A 21,386-nucleotide genomic window follows, 5' to 3' on the forward strand; every position below is an offset into this window, starting at 1 on the left:
GGACGGGCGTCGTCACGGCGGTAGCTGCACGTCCTTGGCGGCGAGCCTCCAGTATTCCCGGCAGGTGTGCTCGCCGGCCGCGATCGGCCCGTCCGGGGTGGTGTGCGTGAGCTTCACGGCCCAGATCTCCTGGCGGAGCATCGCCGTACAGGTGATCTGGGCCTTCGCCGCCTCGGTGAGCTTCGCCGAGCCGTTCACGATCACGTGCAGGCGCAGGCCGAGCGGGTTCTCCGGGTCGTTGCGCGTCCCGGCCCGCCCGCCGTACCGGGTGACGTAGGTCTGCTCCAGGCGCAGCCCGGTGAGCGCGGTGGTCACCCCGTCATGCGCGCGTTCCCCGGCCTGGAACAGCGCCCGCATCGTGTCCTCCACCGAGGACGAGGCGACCACGATCTTCTTCGGCCACAGCCGGTCGTCGCGCAGCAGGTAGACCGTGGTGAGCGTGGACCTGGCCCGGATCACCGGGGCCGGGCCCTCGTCGATCACGTCGGTGGGCTCGATGCCGCAGCCCGCCACCAGGGTGGTGAGCAGGACGAGCAGGGCCGCGACGGCGACCGGGACGCGTTTCGTGCGGACCATCGCGCTCATCTCAGGGGGCCGGGATCCAGAGGGTGAACAGGGCGCCGGGGTCGGCGTTCTCCACGGTGAGCGTACCGCCGTGCAGCTCGGCGTTCGCCTTGGCGATGGCGAGGCCGAGCCCGCTGCCCTCGCTGCGGCTGCGGCCCGCCTCGGCCTTGTAGAACCGGTCGAACACGTGCGGCAGCGCCTCCTCCGGGATGCCGTCGCCGTGGTCGCGTACGGTCACCCACAGGCCGTCGGAGCGGCGCCGGACGGTGACGACCACCGGCGGCGCGCCGTGCCGCAGCGCGTTGCCGACGAGGTTCGCCATGATCACGTCGAACCGGCGGGGGTCGAGCGAGAAGGTGAGGCCGAGCGGCACGTCGAGGGTGATGCCCTCGCCCCAGCTGCGCACCTTCAGGCACTCGTCGATCGCGTCGCGCACGTCCACGGTGTCCCGGCTGAGCACGGCGGTGCCGGAGTCGAAGCGGCTCGCCTCGATGAGGTCGTCGACGAGCACCCGCAGCCGGTCGATCTCCTGCACCACCAGCCGCACCGCCTGCCCCATGTCCTCGGGCAGCCGCTCGGCCTCCTCCTGCAGCACGTCGGTGACCGCGGTCATCGCGGCGAGCGGGGTGCGCAGCTCGTGCGACACGTCCGCCACGAACCGCCGCGACATCGCCTCCAGCGCGCGCAGCTCGGACACGGTCTGCTCCAGCGCGGCCGCGGTCTCGTTGAACGTCGCGGTGAGGTGGGCGAGCTCGTCCTTGCCGTGCACCGGCAGCCGGGTGTCGAGCTTGCCCGCGCCGAGGTCGCGGGCGGCCGCGCCGAGCCGCCGCACCGGCAGCAGCACGCTGCGCGCCGAGACGAGCGCGACCCCGATCGCGATGACGAGCGTGATCGACCCGGCCTGGAGCAGGGCGGTGCGCAGGTTGGCGAGCGTGCGCTCCTCGTCCCGCAGCGAGACGAACACGTAGACCGAGATGTCGGTGGGCCGCTCCCGGCCCAGCCGCTCCCGCTGCACCTGGGTGCCGATCACCAGGTACGGCTCGCCGTCGATGATGCGCCGCTGCTTCACCAGGCGGGTGAGGGCCTGGCGGCGCATCTCCACCGGGATCTGGGCGACGCGGAACGAGCTGCCCTGCGTCGCCCGCTCCTTGGTGCCGTGCCGTACCACCACCTGCCGGTCGGGGGCGGCGAGGGACTCGACGATCGCGTTGAGGTCGGACTCGGTGACCGAGGCGCCGCTCGGCCACAGCAGGTCGGTGGTGCCGACCGGCAGCGTGATGCGCTCCAGCACGTTGCGCACGTCGGTGACCTCGGCCTGCTCGACCCGGCGCAGCAGCTCCTGCCGGACGAGCTGGTAGGCGATGCCCGCGACGAGGACGGACGCGGTCACCGCGACCACGGTGAACGTGATCACCAGTCGCCCGCGCAGCCCGGTCGGGCGGAGCGTGCGGAGGCTCAGCACGGGATCATCACGGACCCATCACGATCGGCGCCGCCGTCACGGCGGGCTGAAGCGGTAGCCGAAGCCGCGCACCGTGTGGATGTAGACGGGCTCGGCGGGAACGGGCTCGATCTTGGCCCGGATGCGCTGCACGCAGGCGTCGACCAGGCGGGAGTCGGCGACGTGGTCGTGGTCCCACACTGCGCGCAGCAGGTAGCGGCGGTTGAGCACCTGCCCCGGGTGGCGGACCAGCTCCAGCAGCAGCCGCAGCTCGGTCGGGGTGAGGTGGATCTCCCGCCCGGCGCGGCTCACCTTGAGCGCGCCGCGGTCGACCACGAGGTCGCCGAAGATGAGGCGGTCGGGGGAGGCGGACTCCACCCGGCGCAGGATCGCCCGGATGCGGGCGTCGAGCACGCGCGGCTGGACCGGCTTGACCACGTAGTCGTCGGCGCCCGCCTCCAGGCCGACGACGATGTCGAGGTCGTCGCCGAGCGCGGTGAGCAGCACCACCGGCAGCTGGTCGATCTTGCGGATGCGCCGGCACACCTCGACGCCGTCGATGCCGGGGAGCATCACGTCGAGGATGACGATCTCGGGCCGCCGCTCCCGGATGTGGTCGAGCGCCTCCTCACCGCTGGCGTACGAGGTGACGGTGTGGCCCTGCCGGGTGAGCGCGAGCTCGAGGCCGGCGCGCACGGCCGGGTCGTCTTCGACGAGGAGTATGCCTGCCACCTGCACATTATGGGTGATTTCTCAGGTTTCCCGAACGGTCCTCTGGACCGGTCCGGCGGGCGGCGGGCGTGACCGGGGTTTCGGGCGCCCGCTTAATACCGTTTGACCGGACCATTTGGCCTGATATGTGATTAAAATCACAGGTCACGCCCGGGTCGGGGAATGCGCATGTAGCCGGGTGGATAGGTAAAGGGCGGCACCGCCGCGGGCAGCGGGAACACCAGGCAAATCCCCGGTTTCGGTTGCGGACCACCCCCCTGTTCACGGCAAGCTCAAGAGCCGTGAGCATAGGCGAGCAGGTGCTGGAACCTCGGCAGGACGAGGCTCCCGCCTCCCACCGGTCCCGCGGTCGGCGGCGCCCGCCCCGGCGCAGGAAGACCATGCGCATCAGGCCCAAGGTCGTGCTCGCCGCCGTGTGCTCCCTCGCGTTCGTGGGCTGGTGTACCTGGTTCGTCGTCGACACGCACCGCCGCAACAGCGAAGCGGACATCACCCCGCTCACGCTGGACGAGATGATGCGGATGGCGAAGGACCCCTTCGCGCCGGACCCGGAGGAGGACGCGATCAAGGCCCAGGCCGCGCAGCGTTACCGGCTGGAGGCGCTGCGGGCCGAGCGCCAGGGCCGCAAGGGCCTCAGTCCCGTCTACATCGCCAAGACCGCCCCCGGCGGCCGGGGCTTCCCGTCGTTCACGTTCCCGCCCGGCTCCAAGCCCGACCCGGGCAGCAACAAGGCCCTCGGCAAGCAGATGAACGCCGCCCGCGGCTGGGACGCCGAGTGGGGCTGCCTGGAGAGGCTCTGGGACAAGGAGAGCGGCTGGAACGAGCGCGCGGCGAACCGCTACAGCGGCGCGTACGGCATCCCGCAGTCGCTGCCCGGCTCGAAGATGGCGGCCGCGGGCCCGGACTGGCAGACCAACCCGGCCACCCAGATCAAGTGGGGCCTCGACTACATCGCCGGCCGGTACGGCTCGCCGTGCAAGGCCTGGGCGCACTCGCAGGCCAAGGGCTGGTACTGAGGCACCCCGCCTGAGCGGGTGACGGCCCCGCCGGTGGCCTGAGCGCGCCGCCGGGCGATCACCGGCCCCGGTCTCGTCACGGCCGCGTCGCGGGCGGCTCGATCGCGGGGAGATTCCCGCGCGCCGACGTGGTCTGCGGCACAACCGGGCATTACCCGGCGCACGCTCCGGTCACGCCACGGGCTGGCGCGGGCCGAGTCTTGGTCAGGTCTGTTCGACCGTTCGGCAAGTCGCGCCGACATCCCCGGAGCCGGGCCGCACGCTGGGCTCCATGGGTGTGAAGGTCAGCGTTGTGGTGCCGGTGTCCGACCCGGGCGACGGGGACGACGCCTTCGACGCCTGCGTACGGTCGCTGCTCGGGCAGACCCTTCCGTCCGACGAGTACGAGGTGATCTTCGCCGACGACGGCTCGGGCGAGCCCACCCGGACGCGGCTCGACTCGGTGGCCGCCGCCCACCCCAACGTGCGCGTGCTGCACCTGGAGCGCCACGGCTCGCCGGTGCGCGGCCGCAACTCCGGGCTGTCGGTGGCCCGGGGCGAGTACGTCTACCTGCTCGGCCAGCGCGACCGGCTGGAGCCCGACGCGCTGGCGCGCATGCACCGCATGGCCGTGGAGACCGACGCCGACGTGCTCATCGGGCGGCTGGTGTACGAGGGCCACCCGCCGCTGCCCGCGTTCCGGCGCAACCGGGACCGCGCCGACGTGCTCGAGGACCACCTGCTCGGCCTGCTCACCCCGCACAAGCTGTTCCGCCGCACGTTCGTGGAGAGCCAGTGGCTCTCCTTCCCCGACCTTCCCGCCGAGCTGTCCGAGCACGCCTTCGTGCTGCGCGCCTACCTCGCGGCGAAGGTGATCGCGGTGCTCTCCGACCACCTGTGCTGCCACGTCGGCCCGGCCCCGGAGCCGCCGATCGACCCCGCCGGGTACGCCGACGGGCTGCGGGTGATCCTCGACACCATCGACGACTTCACCGAGCCCGGCGAGCGGCGCGACCGCCTCTACGCCCACTGGCTGCGGGTCTGCGTGCTGCGCCGGCTCGGCGGGCGGGCGCTGCTCGACACCCCGCCGGAGGAGCGGGAGGCGCTCTTCGACGAGCTGCGCGAGCTGGTGCGCGAGCGGTTCCCGCTGCGGCTCGACCGCCACCTGTCGGTGCCGATGCGGGCGCGGGCCGCGCTCGTCCGCACCCGCGGCCTCGCCGACCTCGTCACGCTCGCCGAGGCGACCCGTGGCATGCGGCTGCGCGCCGAGCTGCGCGGCATCCGCTGGGAGGACGGCGCGCTCGCGTTCGACTTCGCCGGGGAGATCGTGCACGCCGACGGCTCGCCGGTGCGCTACCGGCGCATGGGCAGGCGGGTGCTGTGGACGCCGCCGCCCGCGCTCGGCGGGCCGGTGCTCTCCCCGAGCCTCGCCGAGGTGCCGCTGGATGCGCCGTCCACCGGGATGCGCGCGCACATCCGGCACACCGAGACCGGCGCGGTGTACCGGCTCCCGGTGACCGGGGAGATCGTGCAGATCCGGGAGGGCGACCAGGTGCGGGTGCAGGCGGTCGCCACCGCCCGGCTCGACGTCGGGAAGGCCGCGATCGGCCGCCCGCTGCCGCCCGGCCTGTGGGAGGTGCACCTGCGCATGAACACCGGCGCGCACCATGCCCGCGCCCGGGTGCGCTGCCCGCGTTCCCCGCGCAACTGCGTCGGCGGCCTCGCCGAGGGCGGCCGCCGGCTCGTGGTGCCCTGCTGGTCGGAGCGGGGCGAGCTCGCCGTGTGCGTCGAGCCCCGGTCGTTCGCCGACTCGATCGCGCTCGTCTCCACCGGGGTGAACATCGCCCGCCGCGACGGGCACCTGTTCGTGTCGCTGCCCGTGCCGTACGTGCCGCCGAGCGGCGGCCCGCCGATGGAGTGCGTGCTCGTCGGCGCCGACGCCCGCGCCCGCACGGTGAGCGCCCCGGCCCTCGTCGAGCCGGGCATGCCGGGGCGGCTCGCCGGGCAGCTCGTCGCCAAGTTCCCGGTGCGCCGCGTGCCCGTGCCCGACTGCCTCGGCCCCGGCGTCTGGCGGCCCTACCTGCGCGTCGACGACCGCGAGGTGGAGCTGGGCTTCGGCCTCGACGTACGGTGGACCGGCCGGGCCCGGCTCATCCTCCCCGACCGGCCCGCGGGCACGTCGTTCGCCCGGCTGCGCCGGTTCGCCGCCCGGGTGCCCGGCGCCCGCCGCGTGGTACGGCTCTGCCGGGCGTTGCGCGACCGGTACGCCCCGCTGTGACGGCGGGCGCTATCGCCGCAGGTCCGGGCGGGCCATGGCGAGCACGTCGAGCGCCGCGTCGAGCTCGGCCTCGGTGAGCCGGCCCGTCGCGACGTGGCCGCGTTCGACCACGATCTCGCGGAGCTCCCGGCCCTCGGCGAGGGCCTGCTTGACGATGCTCGCGGCCTCCTCGTAGCCGAGGTGGCGGGCGAGCGGGGTGACCACCGACGGGGACGACTCGGCGTAGGCGCGCAGCCGGTCGGCGTTCGCGGTGATGCCCGCCACGCACCGGTCGGCGAGCAGCCGGGAGACGTTCGCCAGCAGCCGGATCGACTCCAGCACGTTGCGGGCCATCATCGGCATCATCACGTTGAGCTCGAACGACCCCTGCGCGCCGCCGAACGCCACGGCCGCGTCGTTGCCGATCACCTGGGCGGCGACCATGCAGACCGCCTCGGGGATCACCGGGTTCACCTTGCCCGGCATGATCGAGGAGCCGGGCTGCAGGTCCGGCAGGTTGATCTCGGCGAGCCCGGCGCGCGGCCCCGATCCCATCCACCGCAGGTCGTTGGCGATCTTGTGCAGGGAGACGGCGACCACCCGGAGCTGGCCGGAGAGCTCCACCAGCGCGTCCCGGGCGCCCTGCGCCTCGAAGTGGTTGCGCGCCTCGGTGAACGGCAGGCCGGTGCGCTCGGCGAGCAGCGCGATCACCTCCCCGGCCCACTGCGGGCCCGGCGTGTTCACCCCGGTGCCGACCGCGGTGCCGCCCAGCGGCAGCTCGGCGACCCGGGGGAGGGTGGCCCGCAGCCGCTCCGCGCCGTGCTCGATCTGCGCCGCGTACCCGGCGAACTCCTGGCCGAGGGTGACCGGCGTGGCGTCCATCAGGTGGGTACGGCCGGCCTTGACCACGTCGGCGAACTCGCCGGCCTTGGCGGTGAGCGCGCTGCGCAGGTGGTCGAGCGCGGGCAGCAGCTCGCGGTGGAGGCCGAGCACCGCGGCCACGTGGATCGAGGACGGGAACACGTCGTTCGACGACTGGGCCGCGTTCACGTGGTCGTTCGGGTGCACCGGGCGGCCCAGCCGCTCCTCGGCGAGGGTCGCGATCACCTCGTTGGCGTTCATGTTCGACGAGGTGCCCGAGCCGGTCTGGAACACGTCGACCGGGAACTCGGCGTCCCACCGGCCCTCGGCGACCTCGTCGGCCGCGCTCGCGATCGCCTCGGCGAGCTCCTTGTCGAGCAGGCCGTACCGTGCGTTCACCCGGGCGCACGCGGCCTTGATCATCCCGAGCGCGGCGATGTGCTCGCGCTCCAGCCCGCGCCCCGAGACCGGGAAGTTCTCCACGGCCCGCTGGGTCTGCGCCCGCCACTTCGCGCCGGCCGGGACGCGGACCTCGCCCATGGAGTCACGTTCGATGCGATAGTCGGCCATACCCCAGTGTCACCCGCACGGCCGGGATCGTCCCGGTCGGCGCGCCGGGCCGGGGTCAGGAGCCGGCCGAGCCGCCGCCCGGGACGAAGGAGCGGAACACCGCCTCGCGCTGGGCCGCGTCCTGCTGCCAGGACTCGTCCGGGGCCGTCCAGCGCAGCACGTACGTGGCGCCGCCGGAGACCGTCACCCACCGGGCCAGCACGTGCGTGGTGCGCCCGCCGCGGGTGTAGGTGAACTCCCAGTCGGCGACCTCGGTGCCCGGGTACGGGGCCGGGTCGACGACGTTGAGCCGGAGCATCCGGTAGCCCGGGTACTCGCCCGCGTCGACCGAGCCGCGCTCGGCGTCGAGCGCCGCGTCGAGCACCTCGGGCCGCGGCCGGGCGAGCACGGTCACGGTGAGCACCCGGCCGCCGTCCCCGAACCGCACCGTGCGGCCGGAGCCGGAGGTGATCATCTTCTCCGGCACGTCGATGGTGAACCCGGACGGGTCGGCGTGCCGGCGCAGGCCCGCGGCCGGGGTGGCGGAGGTGTCGACCTTGGCCGCCTTGTCGCTCGTGGTGGTGAGGCCGCCGGCGCCGCCCTCGGACTCGGCCTCGTCGTCGGCGTCCTGCGGCGGCTCCGGCACCCGGTCCTCCGGGTACTCCTTGACCTGGCTGAACCTGGCCGAGGAGCTGGGCCGCTTGTCATCGTCGTCGCCGCTGCCGGACAGCGCGGACCAGACGATGATGACGATCACCGCCAGCCCGGCGAGGGCGACGCCGATGAGGGTGAGCATGCCGGTGCGGCTCTCCACCTTCGCCGAGCGCTTCTGGCTCTCGTCGCCGCCGAGGGCGGAGAGCTCGAAGATCTCCGTGCCGAGCCCGGGCGGGTCGAAGTCCGGCACCGACGAGGACCGGCTGTCGGCGCCGGCCTGCTGCGCGGAGCCCGGGTACGGCGCGGCCGCGTCCTCCTGCCCGGCGCCGTACCGGCCGCCGTCCTGGCCGCCGCCGTACGGGCCGGGGCCCTGCCGCTCGCCGCCCTGCTGGTACGGGCCGGGCTGACCGGCGTCCTGGGGCTCGCCGCCGTACGGCGCGGCGTACCGGCCGTCAGGCTGCGATCCCTGCCGGTTCTGCGGGCCGGACGCGCCGAACGGGCTCTCCAGGTTGAGCATGGTGGCCTGCTCGTCGGGCGTGGGCCGCCCCTGACCGGCCGGGCCGCCCTGGCCGGGCCGCTCGGACGGCGTGGCGGGGCGGTGCGGCTCGGGGCCGTAGGCCGAGGCGGGGGCGGGCCGGCCCGGCTGCGCCCCCTGCGGGCCCTGGTCCCCGGGATGGCCCTGGCCCGGGTGCCCCTGGGCCGGACGGTCCCGTTCCGGCCAGTCCGGCCACTGCTGGGCGCCGGGTGCCTGGCCGGGCCCCGGGCCGCGGTCGGCGCCGCCCGCGGGCGAGGCCGGCGGGCGGTACGGCGGGGCGCTGCCGGGCGGGGCCGTGTAGAGGCCGCCGCTCTTCGGGCGGGCCATGTAGACGGTCTGGTTGCCGTCGGGCTCGGCGGTGGACAGGTACGGCGTCGGCCCGCTCTGCGCCGGGCCGCCACGGTCGTCCCGGCCGCCCGGCGGGCGGTCGAAGCCCACACCGCCCATCGCGGCGGCGCCCACGAGCTTCGGCCCGGTCTCGAACGGGCCCCGCACCCGCGGCGGCTGCCGGTGCGCGTCCGCGCTGTCGCCGTGGTGCACCGGCCGCGCGGTCGCGGACAGGTCGGGCGCCCGGCCGTCGGCGACCGCGCGCAGCATGGCGTCGGCCTGCTCGGCGGACAGGCGCATGGTGTGGTCCTTCTGCAGCAGGCCCTCGATGATCGGCCGCAGCGGGCCCGCCTGGGTGGGCGGCTCCGCGGTCTCGGTCATCAGCGCGGCGAGCGTGGCGGCGACCGAGCCGCGCTCGTACGCGGGCCGCCCCTCGACCGCGAAGTAGAGGGTGGCGCCGAGTGACCACAGGTCGGACTCGGGCCCGGCGTACTCGCCGCGCGCCCGCTCCGGCGCGGTGTAGCCGGGGGAGCCGATCACCATGCCGGTCCTGGTCAGGTCGGTGTCGCCGACCGCCTTGGCGATGCCGAAGTCGGTGAGCACGACGCGGCCGGTGTCGGTGAGCAGCACGTTGCTCGGCTTGACGTCGCGGTGGAGGATGCCCTGGGCGTGCGCGGCGCGCAGCGCGCTGAGCAGGTCGACGCCGATCTGCGCGACGAGCCGGGGCGGCAGCGGGCCCTCCTCGTCGATGACCTGCTCCAGGGAGCGGCCCTCGACCAGCTCCATGATGATCCACGGGAGGCCGTCCACCACGATGGCGTCGTGCACCGTGGCGACGCACGGATGGTTGAAGCGCGCGGCGAAGCGCGCCTCACGGATCATGCGTTCGCGCAGCTCGGCCTGTTGCTCGGGGGTGAGCCCAGGGTCCCGGCGGATCTGCTTGACCGCCACCTCCCGCCCGAGCGAACGGTCCCAGGCACGCCAGACCGTGCCCATGGTTCCCCTGCCGAGGGGGGCCGTCAACTCGTAGCGGTCGGCGAGCAACCGCGTGTGCTCTTCCGGCATGAGTAAGAAGATAGTCCGCGGCGCTTGAGGCGCGCTTTCCGGTTACTTGCGTAGGCGCGGTGGCAGGAACCGGCGGGGGATAATCGACCGTACAAAAGAGGACAATTGCCTCATAAATGGATGAATCGGAGCGAGTGGGGACTGCTCCGACGGCCGCCGGTGGGCACCCTCGAACGGCCGCCGCACCCCGGCCGCGCCGTCCCGCCGCTGCCACGGCGGCGGCTGCGCGCCGGACTCGTGCGGGCGGGAGTCCGGCTGCTGCGACGGCACGCGCAGCGTCCCGGCCCGGTGCTGCCCGCGGTGCTGCGCCTTGTGCGACGACCTGCGGTGCAGCGGCGCGGTCGCCGCCTGCGGCAGCCGGAACGAGCGGTGGGCCGGCCCGCCGAGCGGCTCCTCGGCCGAGCCGCCCGCCGCGACCCGGGCGAGCATGAGCGCGGCGCGGGTGCCGTCGAGCCGTTGCCGCGGATCGATCTGCAGCAGGCCGGTGAGCACCGGGGCGAGCGGTCCGGCCCGCTCCATCGGGATCGGCTCGCCGCTGGTGAGCGCGGCGAGCGCGGCCGCCGCGGACCGCCGGCCGTGCAGGCCGCGTCCCTCGACGGCGGTGTACAGGGTGGCCCCGAGCGACCACAGGTCCCCGGCGGGGGAGGCCTTGTCGCCGAGGATGCGCTCGGGCGCGATGTATCCGGCCGAACCGAGCACGATGCCGGCCTGGGTGAGCGCGACGTCGCCCTCGAGAGCGGCGAGCCCGAAGTCGGTGAGCACCACCCGGTCCTCGGTGACGAGCACGTTGCTCGGCTTGACGTCGCGGTGGAGGATGCCCTTGGCGTGCACCGCGCGCAGTGCCCCGAGCACGTGGCGGCCGATCTCGGCGACCCGGCGCGGCGGCAGCGGGCCCTCCTGCCGGATGACCTCCTCGAGGGACCGGGCGCGCAGCAGCTCCATCACGATCCACGGGCGGTCGTCCTCGGTGACCACGTCGTACACGGTGATCACCGACGGATGGGCGACCATCGCGGTCGCCCGGCCCTCGCGCTCGGTGCGGGCGCACAGCTCCGCGCGCAGCTCCTCGTCGAGGACGTTCGGCAGGCGCACCTCCTTGACCGCGACCTCACGGTCGAGAAGGTCGTCGTATGCCCGCCACACGGTGCCCATGCCGCCGCGCCCGACCGGTTCCAACAGCCGGTAACGCTCGGCGAGCCGGTATCCGGAGGGCGCACGCATGGGTGGCAGCTTACCGATTTGTTCCCGGCTGCCAGAAGGCAGTGGCCCGAATCTTTGTTGGGACCTTCGGTCAATCTTCTGACTGTCGTCAGTCATGGGGTCTGCAGTCCCAATAGTTCAGCCACATACGTCACGACACGTTACCCATCGCCTGAACTTCGGGCCTCGTACCCTGCAATGGCGCCCTGGAAAGCGACACCACCATACCGAGTGCCGCCGGTACGGCCAATGCAGGTCGACCACAAACGGCGTCCGGTGACGGAAGTCACCGCACCTTTCGTCAGGTAAGACGTGGGTAACGCGAAGTTCGTTCACGACCGGGCGTACCGCCGCCGCGCGGGCGGCGGGACCGCGAGCGCGCGTCCGGCCCCGGCCGCCCCGAGCCGTGCCGTACGGCGTGCCGGTCGGGCGGACGGGGCCGGTGACGTCGGTGGCCTCGGGCCGGTCAGGGGCGCCGGCCGATGGTGAGGACCGGGCCCCCGGTGTCCTCGAAGAAGTCGTTGCCCTTGTCGTCGACGACGATGAACGCCGGGAAGTCCTCGACCTCGATCTTCCAGACGGCCTCCATGCCGAGCTCGGGGTACTCGAGCACCTCGACCTTCTTGATGCAGTCCTGGGCGAGCCGGGCCGCCGGGCCGCCGATCGAGCCGAGGTAGAAGCCGCCGTACTTCTTGCACGCCTCGGTCACCTGGCGGGACCGGTTCCCCTTGGCGAGCATGACCAGCGAGCCGCCCGCGGCCTGGAACCGCTCCACGTACGAGTCCATGCGGCCGGCCGTGGTGGGGCCGAACGAGCCGCTGGCGTACCCCTCGGGGGTCTTCGCCGGGCCCGCGTAGTAGACCGGGTGGTCGCGCATGTACTGCGGCATCGGCTCGCCCGCGTCGAGCCGCTCGGCGATCTTGGCGTGGGCGATGTCGCGGGCCACCACGAGCGGGCCGGTGAGCGACAGCCGGGTCTTCACCGGGTACTTGGTGAGCTCGGCGAGGATCTCCTGCATCGGCCGGTTGAGGTCGATCCGCACCACGTCGTCGGAGAGCTGGTCCTCGGTGGTGTCGGGCAGGAACCGCGCCGGGTCGGTCTCCAGCTGTTCCAGGTAGATGCCCTCCGGTGTGATCTTCGCGAGGGCCTGGCGGTCCGCGCTGCACGACACCGCGATCGCCACCGGGCAGGACGCGCCGTGCCGCGGCAGCCGGATCACCCGCACGTCGTGGCAGAAGTACTTGCCGCCGAACTGGGCGCCGATGCCGAGGTCCTGGGTGAGCTTGAGGATCTTCTCCTCCAGCTCCAGGTCACGGAACCCGTGGCCGCTCGGCGACCCGGAGGTGGGCAGCGTGTCGAGGTACCGGGCGGAGGCGTACTTGGCCGCCTTCAGCGCGTACTCGGCGCTCGTGCCGCCGATGACGATGGCGAGGTGGTACGGCGGGCAGGCCGCGGTGCCGAGGCCGCGGATCTTCTCCTCGAGGAAGGCGAGCAGCCGCTTCTCGTTGAGCAGCGCCTTGGTCTCCTGGAAGAGCAGCGACTTGTTCGCCGAGCCGCCGCCCTTCGCCATGAACAGGAACTTGTACGCGTCGGCGTGGCCGTCCGGGTCCTCGGCGTAGATCTCGATCTGGGCGGGGAGGTTGTTGCCGGTGTTCCTCTCCTCCCACATGGTCAGCGGCGCCATCTGCGAGTACCGCAGGTTGAGCCGCGTGTAGGCGTCGAACACGCCGCGGGAGATGTGCTCGGCGTCCCGCCCGTCGGTGAGCACGTGCCGGCCGCGCTTGCCCATCACGATCGCGGTGCCGGTGTCCTGGCACAGCGGCAGCACGCCGCCCGCCGCGATCGAGGCGTTCTTCAGCAGGTCGAGCGCGACGAACCGGTCGTTGCCGCTCGCCTCCGGGTCATCGATGATCTTGCGGAGCTGGGCGAGGTGGCTCGCGCGCAGGTAGTGCGAGATGTCGTGGATCGCGGTCTCGGTGAGCAGCCGCAGCGCCTCGGGCTCGACCTCCAGGAAGGTCCGGCCCGCCGCCTCGACTCTCCGCACCCCCTCCGTGGTGATCAAACGGTATTCCGTCTCATCGGGTCCCAGCGGCAACAGGTCGGTGTAGTCGAACTCGGGCATCGCGCTCCTCCTAGGTTTTCCTAGAGATTACGACCCCGCCTCGCAGGCCCAGCACGATGCCCGCGATGACGAGCCCGGCACCCGCCAGGTCGGCGGTCGTGGGCGTGCCGAGGCCGAGCACGACCGTGGTGACCAGCGAGCCCACCGGGATGAGCCCGGCGAGCAGGCCCGCCCGCTGCGGGCCGAGCCGGGGCAGGCCGGTGTACCAGAGCAGGAACGCGATCACGGTGATCACGACGGCGAGGTAGCCGAGGCCGAGCGCCTCGGCCGCGGTCGGCGGCCGCAGGATGCCGCCGCCGTCGAGCGCGAGCCCGATCGCCACCAGCAGCGGTACGGCGAGCGCGCACGCGTACGCCGACACCCGGACCGCGCCGAGCCTGGGCAGCAGCGGCAGGGCGAGCAGCGAGAAGCACACCTCGCAGCCGAGCGCGACCAGCGACCAGGCCAGCCCGGCCGGGGTGCCGCTGCCGAGCCCGGTGGCGAGCGTGGCCCCGGCGACCACGACGGCCGCGGCGGCGACCACGCGCGGCGACGGCCGCCCGCCGACCAGGGCGAGCACGAGGGGGACCGTGCCGAGCACGGTGCCCGCGAGGGTGGGCCCGGACGCGTTCGCCGACTCGATCACCGCCACGTTGAAGATGACCAGCCCGGTCATCGCCAGCGCGACGAGCAGCGCCACGTCCCGGCGGGTGAGCCGCTCGGTGGCCGGGCCGCGCAGCCGGGCCACGGCGAGCAGGATCGCCGCGGCCGCCGCGTACCGCACCGCCTGCCCGCCGTACACCGGGTAGTCGGCGATCAGCGCGGAGACCGCGGTGAGCGTGCCGACGAGGAACATCGCCGACGCCGCGCAGGCCGCTCCGGCGATCCAGGCGCGCCCGCGGCCGTCGGCGGGCGCCGGGGCGGAATCGGTGGTCCGCCTCGATTGCGTCGATGTGGGTTGTTCGTGCCGCACGTTCACGGCGAGGATGCTAGGAACGCAATGGACCTCGTCCCTGGTCCATTCATGAGCGGAAACCGAGGACCAATTGCCGGATCTGCACCTTATCGTCGACCGGGCCAAGGGCGGCGTCGCCGCCCAGCTCGCCCGTGGGCTGCGCGACGCCATCCGCTCGGGCCGGCTGCGCCCCGGCGAGCGGCTGCCCGCCACCCGCGAGCTCGCCCGCGACCTCGGCCTGTCCCGGGGCGTGGTGGTCGAGGCGTACGAGCAGCTCGTCGCCGAGGGCTTCCTCGTCTCGCGGGTGGGCGCGGGCACCCGCGTGGCCCCGCTCGCCGCCGGCGTACCCGGCGACCGGGCCACGGACGACCCCGCCGGCCAGGACGACGGCGCGGCGGGGAAGCGGGCCGCGGCGGACGGCGCGCGGCCGCGCCGGAGGACCGGCCCCGGCGGGCGGTCGTTCGCGGCCGCGGACCGCTGGCGGTCGTACTACGGGTACCGGCCGACCTCGCCGGATCTGGCGATGTTCCCCCGGCAGCGGTGGCTCGCCGCGGTACGGCACGTGCTCGCCACGGTGCCGCACGACGGGCTCGACTACGGCGACCCGGGCGGGGTGCCGGAGCTGCGCGCCGAGCTCGCCGCCTACCTGCGGCGGGTGCGGGCCGCCGACGCCACGCCGGAGAACGTGGTGGTGGTGAGCGGGGTGGCCCAGGCGCTCACCCTCGTCGTGCGCCACCTCGCCGGCGGGCGCGGCGGGCGGGTCCGGCTCGCCGTGGAGGACCCGACCACGCCCCGCCCGCTGCCGATGCTGCGCTCGGCCGGCGCGGAGCTGGTCCCGGTGCCGGTCGACGAGGAGGGCATGGACGCCGCCGCGCTGCGCCGCAGCGGCGCCGAGGCGGTGCTGCTCACGCCCGCGCACAACTACCCGACCGGCGTGGTGCTCTCCCCGCGGCGCCGCGCCGAGATCGCCGCGTGGGCGGCCGAGACCGGCGCGGTCGTGCTCGAGGACGACTACGACGCCGAGTTCCGCTTCGACCGGGACCCGGTCGGCTGCCTGCAGGGCCTCGCCCCCGGCCACGTCGTGCTCGCGGGCAGCGTGAGCAAGTCGCTCGCCCCCGGCCTGCGGCTCGGCTGGCTCGTCGCCCCCGATCCGATCGCGCGGGCGGTACGGCAGGCCCGCGAGGAGGAGGACCTCGGCTCGCCGGTGATCGACCAGTACGCCCTCGCCCACTTCATCGCGACCGGCGGCTACGACCGGCACCTGCGCCGCATGCGCCGCGAGTACCGGGCGCGGCGGGACGCGATGGTGCGCGCCCTCGCCGAGCACCTGCCGCAGGTGCGCGTGCCCGGCGTGGCGGCCGGGCTGCACCTGTACGCCGAGCTGCCGCCCGGCTGGGACGAGGAGCGCGTGGTCGCCGCGGCGACCGCCGCCGGGCTCACCGCCGACCCGGTCGCCCCGGCGCGCACCGCCCCCGGCCCGCCCGCCGTCGTGATCGGCTTCGCCCGCCTGCCGGTGCACCGGATCGAGGCCGCGGTACGCGAGCTCGCCGCGGCGGTCCGGCCGTACCGGGCCGGTTGACCTGGCGCCCGCACGCCGGTCTGCGTGCCGGTGTGACGCGTTCGAGGTGTACGGCCGGTGCGCGGTGACCTAGTGTCGAAGGCGTGGAGAGCAACCCTCGGCCCCCATCCATCAGCCGCAGCCTCGCGGAGAGCCTGACCGGCCTGTGGCAGGCCTGGGAGGCTCGCCGCCTTCCCGCCGGGGCGCCGCCGGAGCAGCGCGTGCCCGTGGCCCAGCTGCGCGCCTCGGACGCCGATCGGGAGCGCGTCGTGTCGGTGCTGCAGGAGGCGTGCGCCGACGGGCGGCTCACCGTGGCCGAGCACGAGGAACGGGTGGAGCGCGCCTACCTGGCGAAGACCCTCGGCGAGCTGGCCGCGCTCACCGCCGACCTGCTTCCCCCCGACCGGCAGCCGGTCAACCTCGACGACCGGCCGGTCACCGCGCTGTTCCGCAAGGAGCGGCGGGAAGGCCGCTGGGTCGTGCCGCCCCGGTACACCGCGACCGCGATCGGCACCACGGTCACCCTCGACCTGCGCGAGGCGCTGCTGCAGACCCACCACGTGACGCTCGAGGTCACCGTGGTCGGCGGCACCCTCGAGCTCATCGTGCCCGAGGGCGTCCAGGTGGAGATGCCGGCGAAGGCCACGTTCGGCGACAAGAAGAACCGGGTGCGCGCCGTACCGAGCCCGCAGGCCCCGCTCATCGAGATCACCGGGCGGGTGATCCTCGGGTCGATCGTCGCCAAGCCGCCGAAGCCTCCGAAGAAGGGCCGGTTCCGCCGCCACGGCTAGCGGCGGGACGCCCGGCGGACCGTACGGGACGCGTGCCCGCGGGTCCGCCGGGCGGCCGTACGGCCGTGCGGTCCGGGGCTCAGACCGCGGTGTCGAAGTTGATCGCGCTGTACGCGCGCAGCTTCCACAGCCGGTGCTCGCTCTCGATCTTGCGGACGGTGCCGGAGCGGCTGCGCATCACCAGCGAGTTCGTGATCGCACAGCCGCCGCGGTACCGCACGCCGCGCATCAGCTCGCCGTCCGTGATGCCGGTGGCGGCGAAGAACACGTCGTCGGACTTGACCAGGTCGTCGATGGTGAGCACCTTGTCGAGGTCGTGCCCGGCGTCCAGCGCGCGGCGGCGCTCGTCCTCGTCCCGCGGCCACAGCCTGCCCTGGATCACGCCGCCGAGGCACTTGAGGGCGCAGGCCGCGATGATGCCCTCCGGGGTGCCGCCGATGCCGAGCATGAGGTCGATGCCGGTGTCCGGGCGGGCCGCCATGATCGCGCCGGCCACGTCGCCGTCGGTGATGAACTTGATCCGCGCGCCGGTCTCACGGATCTCCTTGACGATCTGCTCGTGCCGGGGCCGGTCGAGGATGACCACGGTGACGTCCTGCGGCGCGCAGCCCTTCGCCCGGGCCACCGCGGCGATGTTCGCCGCCACCGGGGCGTTGATGTCCACCACCGACGCCGCCTCCGGGCCGGTCACCAGCTTCTCCATGTAGAAGACCGCGGACGGGTCGTACATCGAGCCGCGCTCGCTCACCGCGATCACCGAGATCGCGTTCGACATGCCCATCGCGGTGAGCCGGGTGCCGTCGATCGGGTCCACGGCGACGTCGCACTCGGGGGCGTCGGCGTCCGCGGAGCCGACCCGCTCGCCGTTGTACAACATGGGAGCGTTGTCCTTCTCCCCCTCGCCGATCACCACGACACCGTTCATCGACACCGTGTTGATCAACTGGCGCATCGCGTTCACGGCCGCGCCGTCGGCCCCGTTCTTGTCGCCGCGGCCGACCCACCGGGCCGCTGCCATCGCCGCCGCCTCGGTCACACGTACCAGCTCAAGCGCGAGGTTGCGGTCGGGCGCGTGCTCCTTCGTGGCCAAAGGCGGCGGTACCGAATTCTGGTCGGACATGATGGAGCCCTTCTTCGCGAAACTGCCGTAATCAAGAATCTCAGGCGCCTGCCAACTGCTTGCAGGGTGGTACGCCGTGCACCTGAATGACGACATTCCTTCCCTGCTGCGGAACTTTTGATCCCGATCGGCCCCGCGGGCGTCCCCGGGCGGGAAAGCCGGAAGATCGCATCGAAGGCCGACCGGAAGATCAACAACGCGCACCCGCCCATCGAGGGCGGCCGGGAGGGATAATGTCGCCACCATGAGCAGCGACACGGATCGGCCGGTCACCACGCGCACCTCGGAGCGGGGCGCGGCCACCCGCGGCGCCCTCCTCGAGGCCGCCAGACAGGTTTTCGTCTCCAGCGGTTTCGCCGAGGCGGGCGTGACCGAGGTCGTCGCGCGGGCGAAGGCCAGCGTCGGCAGCCTCTACCACCACTTCTCCGGCGGCAAGGCCGAGCTCTACACGGCGCTCTTCGACGAGTTCCAGGACCGGCAGATCCAGCGCAGCAAGCAGGCCACCCAGGCGGCCCGCGCCGCCGGGGTCACCGACCCGATGGAGCTGCTCATCGCCGGGGCCCGCGCCTACCTCGAGGGCTGCTTCGAGGAGCGGGAGCTGTCCGCGCTGTTCCTGCGCGGCGACGGCCCGCCCGGCTTCGAGGTCTACATGCGGGAGAAGCTCGGCCAGTGGGTACGGCGCAACGCCGCGCTGTTCGACGAGGACGAGGGCGCGCTCGCGGTCGTCATCACCGGCGCGCTCGCCGCGGTCGCCCAGCACGTCTCGCTCGCCGAGGACGTGGCCGCCGCCCGCAGGCTCGCCGACGAGGCGCTCGTCATCATCCGCGGCATCCGCAGGCCCTCGGGCGAGCCGCCCGCGGAGGGCCCGGCCGCGGCGTCCGCGTAGCCGTACCGGTGGCGCCCGGCGGCGGTGCGGGCGCGGTCGGGGGCGTCGGGGGAAGGCGGTAGTCTCGCGTGACGTGGGCCGATTCACCCAAGGGTTCGTTGGTTACGCGTTCGCGCTGCTGGTCTGCCTCGGCGCGGTCGGGTTGTTCCTGCTCGTGACGCCGCAGAGCCGTACCGAGCGCATCCCCGAGGTGAACTTCTCCATCGACCTGGCGAACGCGCGCCGCCAGGCCTCGTTCGAGGTGTGGGCGCCGGAGCCGGTGCCCGCGAACTGGGTGCCGAACAGCTCCCGGATCGCCCCGGACCAGGCGTTCTTCACCTGGCGGCTCGGCTTCGCCACCGCCAAGCGCAGGCACGCCATGCTCGCGCAGAGCGACGAGCAGCCCGCCGCGGAGTTCGCCAACCGCATGGCGAACAGCGACAAGCCGGTCGGCACCGTGGAGATCGCCGGGGCGACATGGGAGAAGCGGGAGCGGCCGGACAAGAACCAGCGCACGCTGATCCGGTTCCTCGACGGCGCCACGGTCGTGGTCACCGGGACCGCGGACTGGGACGAGCTCACCACCCTCGCCACCAGCCTCAAGGCGTACCCCAAGGTCGAGGACACCCCCGGGCCCACGCCGTCCGCGTCCCCGTCGGTGTCCGCCTCGGCCGAGGCGGCGGCGACGCCGTCCGGCGGGCAGGACGGCTGAGCGGCTAGAAGGGTGCCTCGGCGGGGCCGTTCCCGGCCCGCCCGTCGCGCTCCTCGCGCTCGGCCATCGCGGCGGCGAGCCGTACCCGGGCGCCCTGCAGCCACTCCTCGCACACCGCGGCGAGCCGCTCGCCGCGCTCCCACAGCCGGATCGACTCCTCCAGGGTGAGCCCGCCGGCCTCGAGCCGCCGCACCACCTCGGTGAGCTCCTCGCGCGCCTGCTCGTAGGAAAGTTTCCGCTCCGGCGCGTCGTGTGCCGCGTCCTGGGCTGCGTTCTCCTCTGCCACGAGGCCACCTTACGGCGTCGCGCCGACGATCCGGCGCGCAAAACCACTTGGCGGGCGCGGCTCGGCCCGTTAGTCATGGGCTGCGTGGAGGACACAGTGAACGGCGGCGCGAGCGTGAAGGTGCGCGCCGCGACCGTGGACGACATCCCCGAGCTGGTACGGCTCCGCGAGATCCTCGACCGGCGCATGCGCGCGGACGAGGGCGGCTACCCCGTATACGACGGCTGGCAGGAGGCGTACGCGCGCAGCCTGCGCGAGCGCATGGGCGCCCCCGACGTGGCCGTCTTCGTCATCGACCGGCCCGACGGCGACGGCCTGGCCGCCTGCGGCATGGGGTTCATCTACGAGCGCTTCCCCGGCCCGGTGCTGCCCGACGGCAGGTTCGGCTACGTGCTCGGCATGACCACCGACCCGGCCTACCGGCGCCGCGGGTACGGCCGGGCGATCCTCGAGGCGCTGCTCGACTGGTACCGGGCGAACGGCGTGCGCCGGGTCGACCTGCACGCCACCTCGGACGGCGAGCCGCTGTACCGCGCGTTCGGCTTCGACGCCCACTACCCGGCGCTCACCTGGGTGGATCCGGCACCGTGATCGCGCGGATCCGGTCGTCGGCGAAGCGCACGCTCAGCTCCTCGCCGGGGGCGACGTCGGCGGCGAGCCGTACCACCTCGCCCGAGGGACGCTGCACGATCGCGTAGCCGCGCTGCAGGGTCGCGGCGGGGGAGAGGGCGACCAGACGGGCGCGCAGGTGCTCCAGCGAGTCGGCGGCCCGGTCGAGGTGGGCGGCGAGGCAGCGGCGGGCGCGCTCGCGCAGCGCGTCCACCTGCTCCAGGCGGCGGTCGATCTCGCGCACCGGGTCGGCGAGCGACGGCCGGCTGCGCACCGCGGCGAGCCAGGCGGACTCCCGGTCGATCAGGCCGGTGAGCACCCGGCGGCCCCGGTCCCGCAGCTGCCGGATCAGCGCGAGCTGCTCGCCCACGTCCGGCACCACCTTCTTCGCCGCGTCCGTCGGCGTGGAGGCCCGCACGTCGGCGACGAGGTCGAGCAGCGGGGTGTCCTGCTCGTGCCCGATCGCGCTCACCACCGGGGTACGGCAGGCGGCGACGGCGCGGACCAGGGACTCGTCGGAGAACGGCAGCAGGTCCTCGAGCGAGCCGCCGCCCCGCGCGATGATGATCACGTCGACCTCGGGGTCGGCGTCGAGCTTGCGCAGCGCCTCGGTGACCTCGCCCACGGCGTACGGTCCCTGCACGGCGACCTGCTCCACGGTGAACCGCACCGCGGGCCACCGCCGCCGCGCGTTCTCCAGCACGTCCCGCTCGGCCGCCGAGTCCCGCCCGCAGATCAGCCCGACCGTCCGGGGCAGGAACGGCAGCCGGCGCTTGCGCTCCGCGTTGAACAGCCCCTCCGCGGCGAGGAGCTGCCGCAGCCGCTCCAGCCGGGCGAGCAGCTCGCCGATGCCGACCGGGCGGATCTCCAGCGCGGTGAACGCGAACGAGCCCCGGGTGACGTAGAAGTCGGGCTTGAGGCGCATCACCACCCGCGCCCCGTCCACCGGGCGTGGCGCGGTCGCCTCGTACACGCCCCGCGGGCACATCACCCGGGCGGACACGTTCGCGACCGGGTCGCGCAGCGTGAGGAACACGGTGCCGCCGCGGGCGCTCAGCTCGGTGATCTGGCCCTCGGCCCAGACCGTCCCCAGCCTGCCGATCCACTGCGCCACCATCTGCAGCACGCTGCGCAGCGGCAGCGGCTGCTCCGGAGAGCTCTTCGCGGCCATGCCGGGCAGCCTATCCAGGCGATCGGGTCCGCCGGGCG

18 protein-coding genes are annotated in these 21,386 nt (G+C 73.9%); 7 read left to right on the plus strand and 11 right to left on the minus strand.

What is annotated here, in order from left to right; genetic code table 11:
- Positions 1-12: 12 nt before the first annotated feature.
- From FHX40_RS01610 to FHX40_RS01620, 3 genes are read right to left on the minus strand one after another with little or no spacing between them, the layout of a single operon-like run.
- Positions 13-576, minus strand: coding sequence for a hypothetical protein (locus FHX40_RS01610; RefSeq protein WP_142257954.1), 564 nt, complete (start codon positions 574-576; stop codon positions 13-15).
- Between the two features lie 10 nt (positions 577-586).
- Entirely contained in the window at positions 587-2,026 is a 1,440-nt protein-coding gene (locus FHX40_RS01615) for a sensor histidine kinase (protein ID WP_229788851.1), read from the minus strand.
- 36 nt (positions 2,027-2,062) lie between these two features.
- Positions 2,063-2,737 (minus strand): response regulator transcription factor, encoded by a 675-nt coding sequence (locus FHX40_RS01620; RefSeq protein WP_142257955.1) that lies wholly within the window; start codon positions 2,735-2,737, stop codon positions 2,063-2,065.
- A 380-nt stretch (positions 2,738-3,117) separates the two neighbouring features.
- On the opposite strand from FHX40_RS01620, the gene FHX40_RS01625 reads away from it, so the two are divergent.
- Positions 3,118-3,753 carry an aggregation-promoting factor C-terminal-like domain-containing protein gene (locus FHX40_RS01625; protein ID WP_229788854.1) on the plus strand — a complete coding sequence of 212 codons (636 nt, stop codon included), beginning with the start codon at positions 3,118-3,120 and terminating at the stop codon, positions 3,751-3,753.
- Positions 3,754-4,024: 271 nt separating this feature from the next.
- A complete protein-coding gene (locus FHX40_RS01630) occupies positions 4,025-6,010 on the plus strand; it encodes a glycosyltransferase family 2 protein (protein ID WP_142257957.1) in 1,986 nt (661 codons plus the stop codon).
- A gap of 9 nt (positions 6,011-6,019) precedes the next feature.
- Here FHX40_RS01630 and FHX40_RS01635 read toward each other — a convergent pair whose 3' ends face one another.
- The 5 genes from FHX40_RS01635 to FHX40_RS01655 all read right to left on the minus strand — a co-directional run bounded on the left by FHX40_RS01635 (position 6,020) and on the right by FHX40_RS01655 (position 14,260).
- Positions 6,020-7,420: a class II fumarate hydratase gene (locus FHX40_RS01635; protein WP_142257958.1), complete on the minus strand. Its 1,401-nt coding sequence runs from the start codon at positions 7,418-7,420 to the stop codon at positions 6,020-6,022.
- A 55-nt stretch (positions 7,421-7,475) separates the two neighbouring features.
- Positions 7,476-9,980 carry a serine/threonine protein kinase gene (locus FHX40_RS25365; RefSeq protein ID WP_142257959.1) on the minus strand — a complete coding sequence of 835 codons (2,505 nt, stop codon included), beginning with the start codon at positions 9,978-9,980 and terminating at the stop codon, positions 7,476-7,478.
- A 42-nt stretch (positions 9,981-10,022) separates the two neighbouring features.
- Positions 10,023-11,201 carry a serine/threonine-protein kinase gene (locus FHX40_RS01645; protein ID WP_142257960.1) on the minus strand — a complete coding sequence of 393 codons (1,179 nt, stop codon included), beginning with the start codon at positions 11,199-11,201 and terminating at the stop codon, positions 10,023-10,025.
- Positions 11,202-11,646: 445 nt separating this feature from the next.
- Positions 11,647-13,302 carry a fumarate hydratase gene (locus FHX40_RS01650; RefSeq protein ID WP_142257961.1) on the minus strand — a complete coding sequence of 552 codons (1,656 nt, stop codon included), beginning with the start codon at positions 13,300-13,302 and terminating at the stop codon, positions 11,647-11,649.
- Between the two features lie 10 nt (positions 13,303-13,312).
- Entirely contained in the window at positions 13,313-14,260 is a 948-nt protein-coding gene (locus tag FHX40_RS01655) for a DMT family transporter (protein ID WP_229788856.1), read from the minus strand.
- Between the two features lie 67 nt (positions 14,261-14,327).
- On the opposite strand from FHX40_RS01655, the gene pdxR reads away from it, so the two are divergent.
- Entirely contained in the window at positions 14,328-15,815 is a 1,488-nt protein-coding gene (gene pdxR, locus FHX40_RS01660) for a MocR-like pyridoxine biosynthesis transcription factor PdxR (protein WP_142257962.1), read from the plus strand.
- A gap of 83 nt (positions 15,816-15,898) precedes the next feature.
- Entirely contained in the window at positions 15,899-16,585 is a 687-nt protein-coding gene (locus FHX40_RS01665) for a DUF1707 SHOCT-like domain-containing protein (RefSeq protein ID WP_229788859.1), read from the plus strand.
- Between the two features lie 79 nt (positions 16,586-16,664).
- Here FHX40_RS01665 and glpX read toward each other — a convergent pair whose 3' ends face one another.
- Positions 16,665-17,705: a class II fructose-bisphosphatase gene (gene glpX, locus FHX40_RS01670; RefSeq protein ID WP_142257963.1), complete on the minus strand. Its 1,041-nt coding sequence runs from the start codon at positions 17,703-17,705 to the stop codon at positions 16,665-16,667.
- Positions 17,706-17,949: 244 nt separating this feature from the next.
- On the opposite strand from glpX, the gene FHX40_RS01675 reads away from it, so the two are divergent.
- The gene (locus tag FHX40_RS01675; RefSeq protein ID WP_142257964.1) at positions 17,950-18,591 is read left to right on the plus strand and encodes a TetR/AcrR family transcriptional regulator; all 642 of its coding nucleotides are present in this window, start codon (positions 17,950-17,952) and stop codon (positions 18,589-18,591) included.
- A gap of 73 nt (positions 18,592-18,664) precedes the next feature.
- On the plus strand, positions 18,665-19,282 hold the full coding sequence (locus FHX40_RS01680) for a DUF4245 domain-containing protein (protein ID WP_142257965.1): 618 nt from the start codon (positions 18,665-18,667) through the stop codon (positions 19,280-19,282).
- Between the two features lie 4 nt (positions 19,283-19,286).
- Here the strand turns inward: FHX40_RS01680 and FHX40_RS01685 are convergent, their stop codons facing one another.
- The gene (locus tag FHX40_RS01685; RefSeq protein WP_142257966.1) at positions 19,287-19,568 is read right to left on the minus strand and encodes an exodeoxyribonuclease VII small subunit; all 282 of its coding nucleotides are present in this window, start codon (positions 19,566-19,568) and stop codon (positions 19,287-19,289) included.
- 84 nt (positions 19,569-19,652) lie between these two features.
- Here FHX40_RS01685 and FHX40_RS01690 point away from each other — a divergent pair, with 84 nt between their 5' ends.
- On the plus strand, positions 19,653-20,159 hold the full coding sequence (locus FHX40_RS01690) for a GNAT family N-acetyltransferase (protein WP_211350131.1): 507 nt from the start codon (positions 19,653-19,655) through the stop codon (positions 20,157-20,159).
- Here FHX40_RS01690 and xseA read toward each other — a convergent pair.
- Complete coding sequence (xseA, locus tag FHX40_RS01695; RefSeq protein ID WP_142257968.1) at positions 20,134-21,348, minus strand: exodeoxyribonuclease VII large subunit; 1,215 nt, start codon at positions 21,346-21,348, stop codon at positions 20,134-20,136. The two genes, FHX40_RS01690 and xseA, sit on opposite strands and share 26 nt — an antisense overlap.
- Between the last annotated feature and the right edge of the window lie 38 nt (positions 21,349-21,386).

Source organism: Thermopolyspora flexuosa, assembly GCF_006716785.1.
GTDB classification, from domain to species: Bacteria; Actinomycetota; Actinomycetes; order Streptosporangiales; family Streptosporangiaceae; genus Thermopolyspora; species Thermopolyspora flexuosa.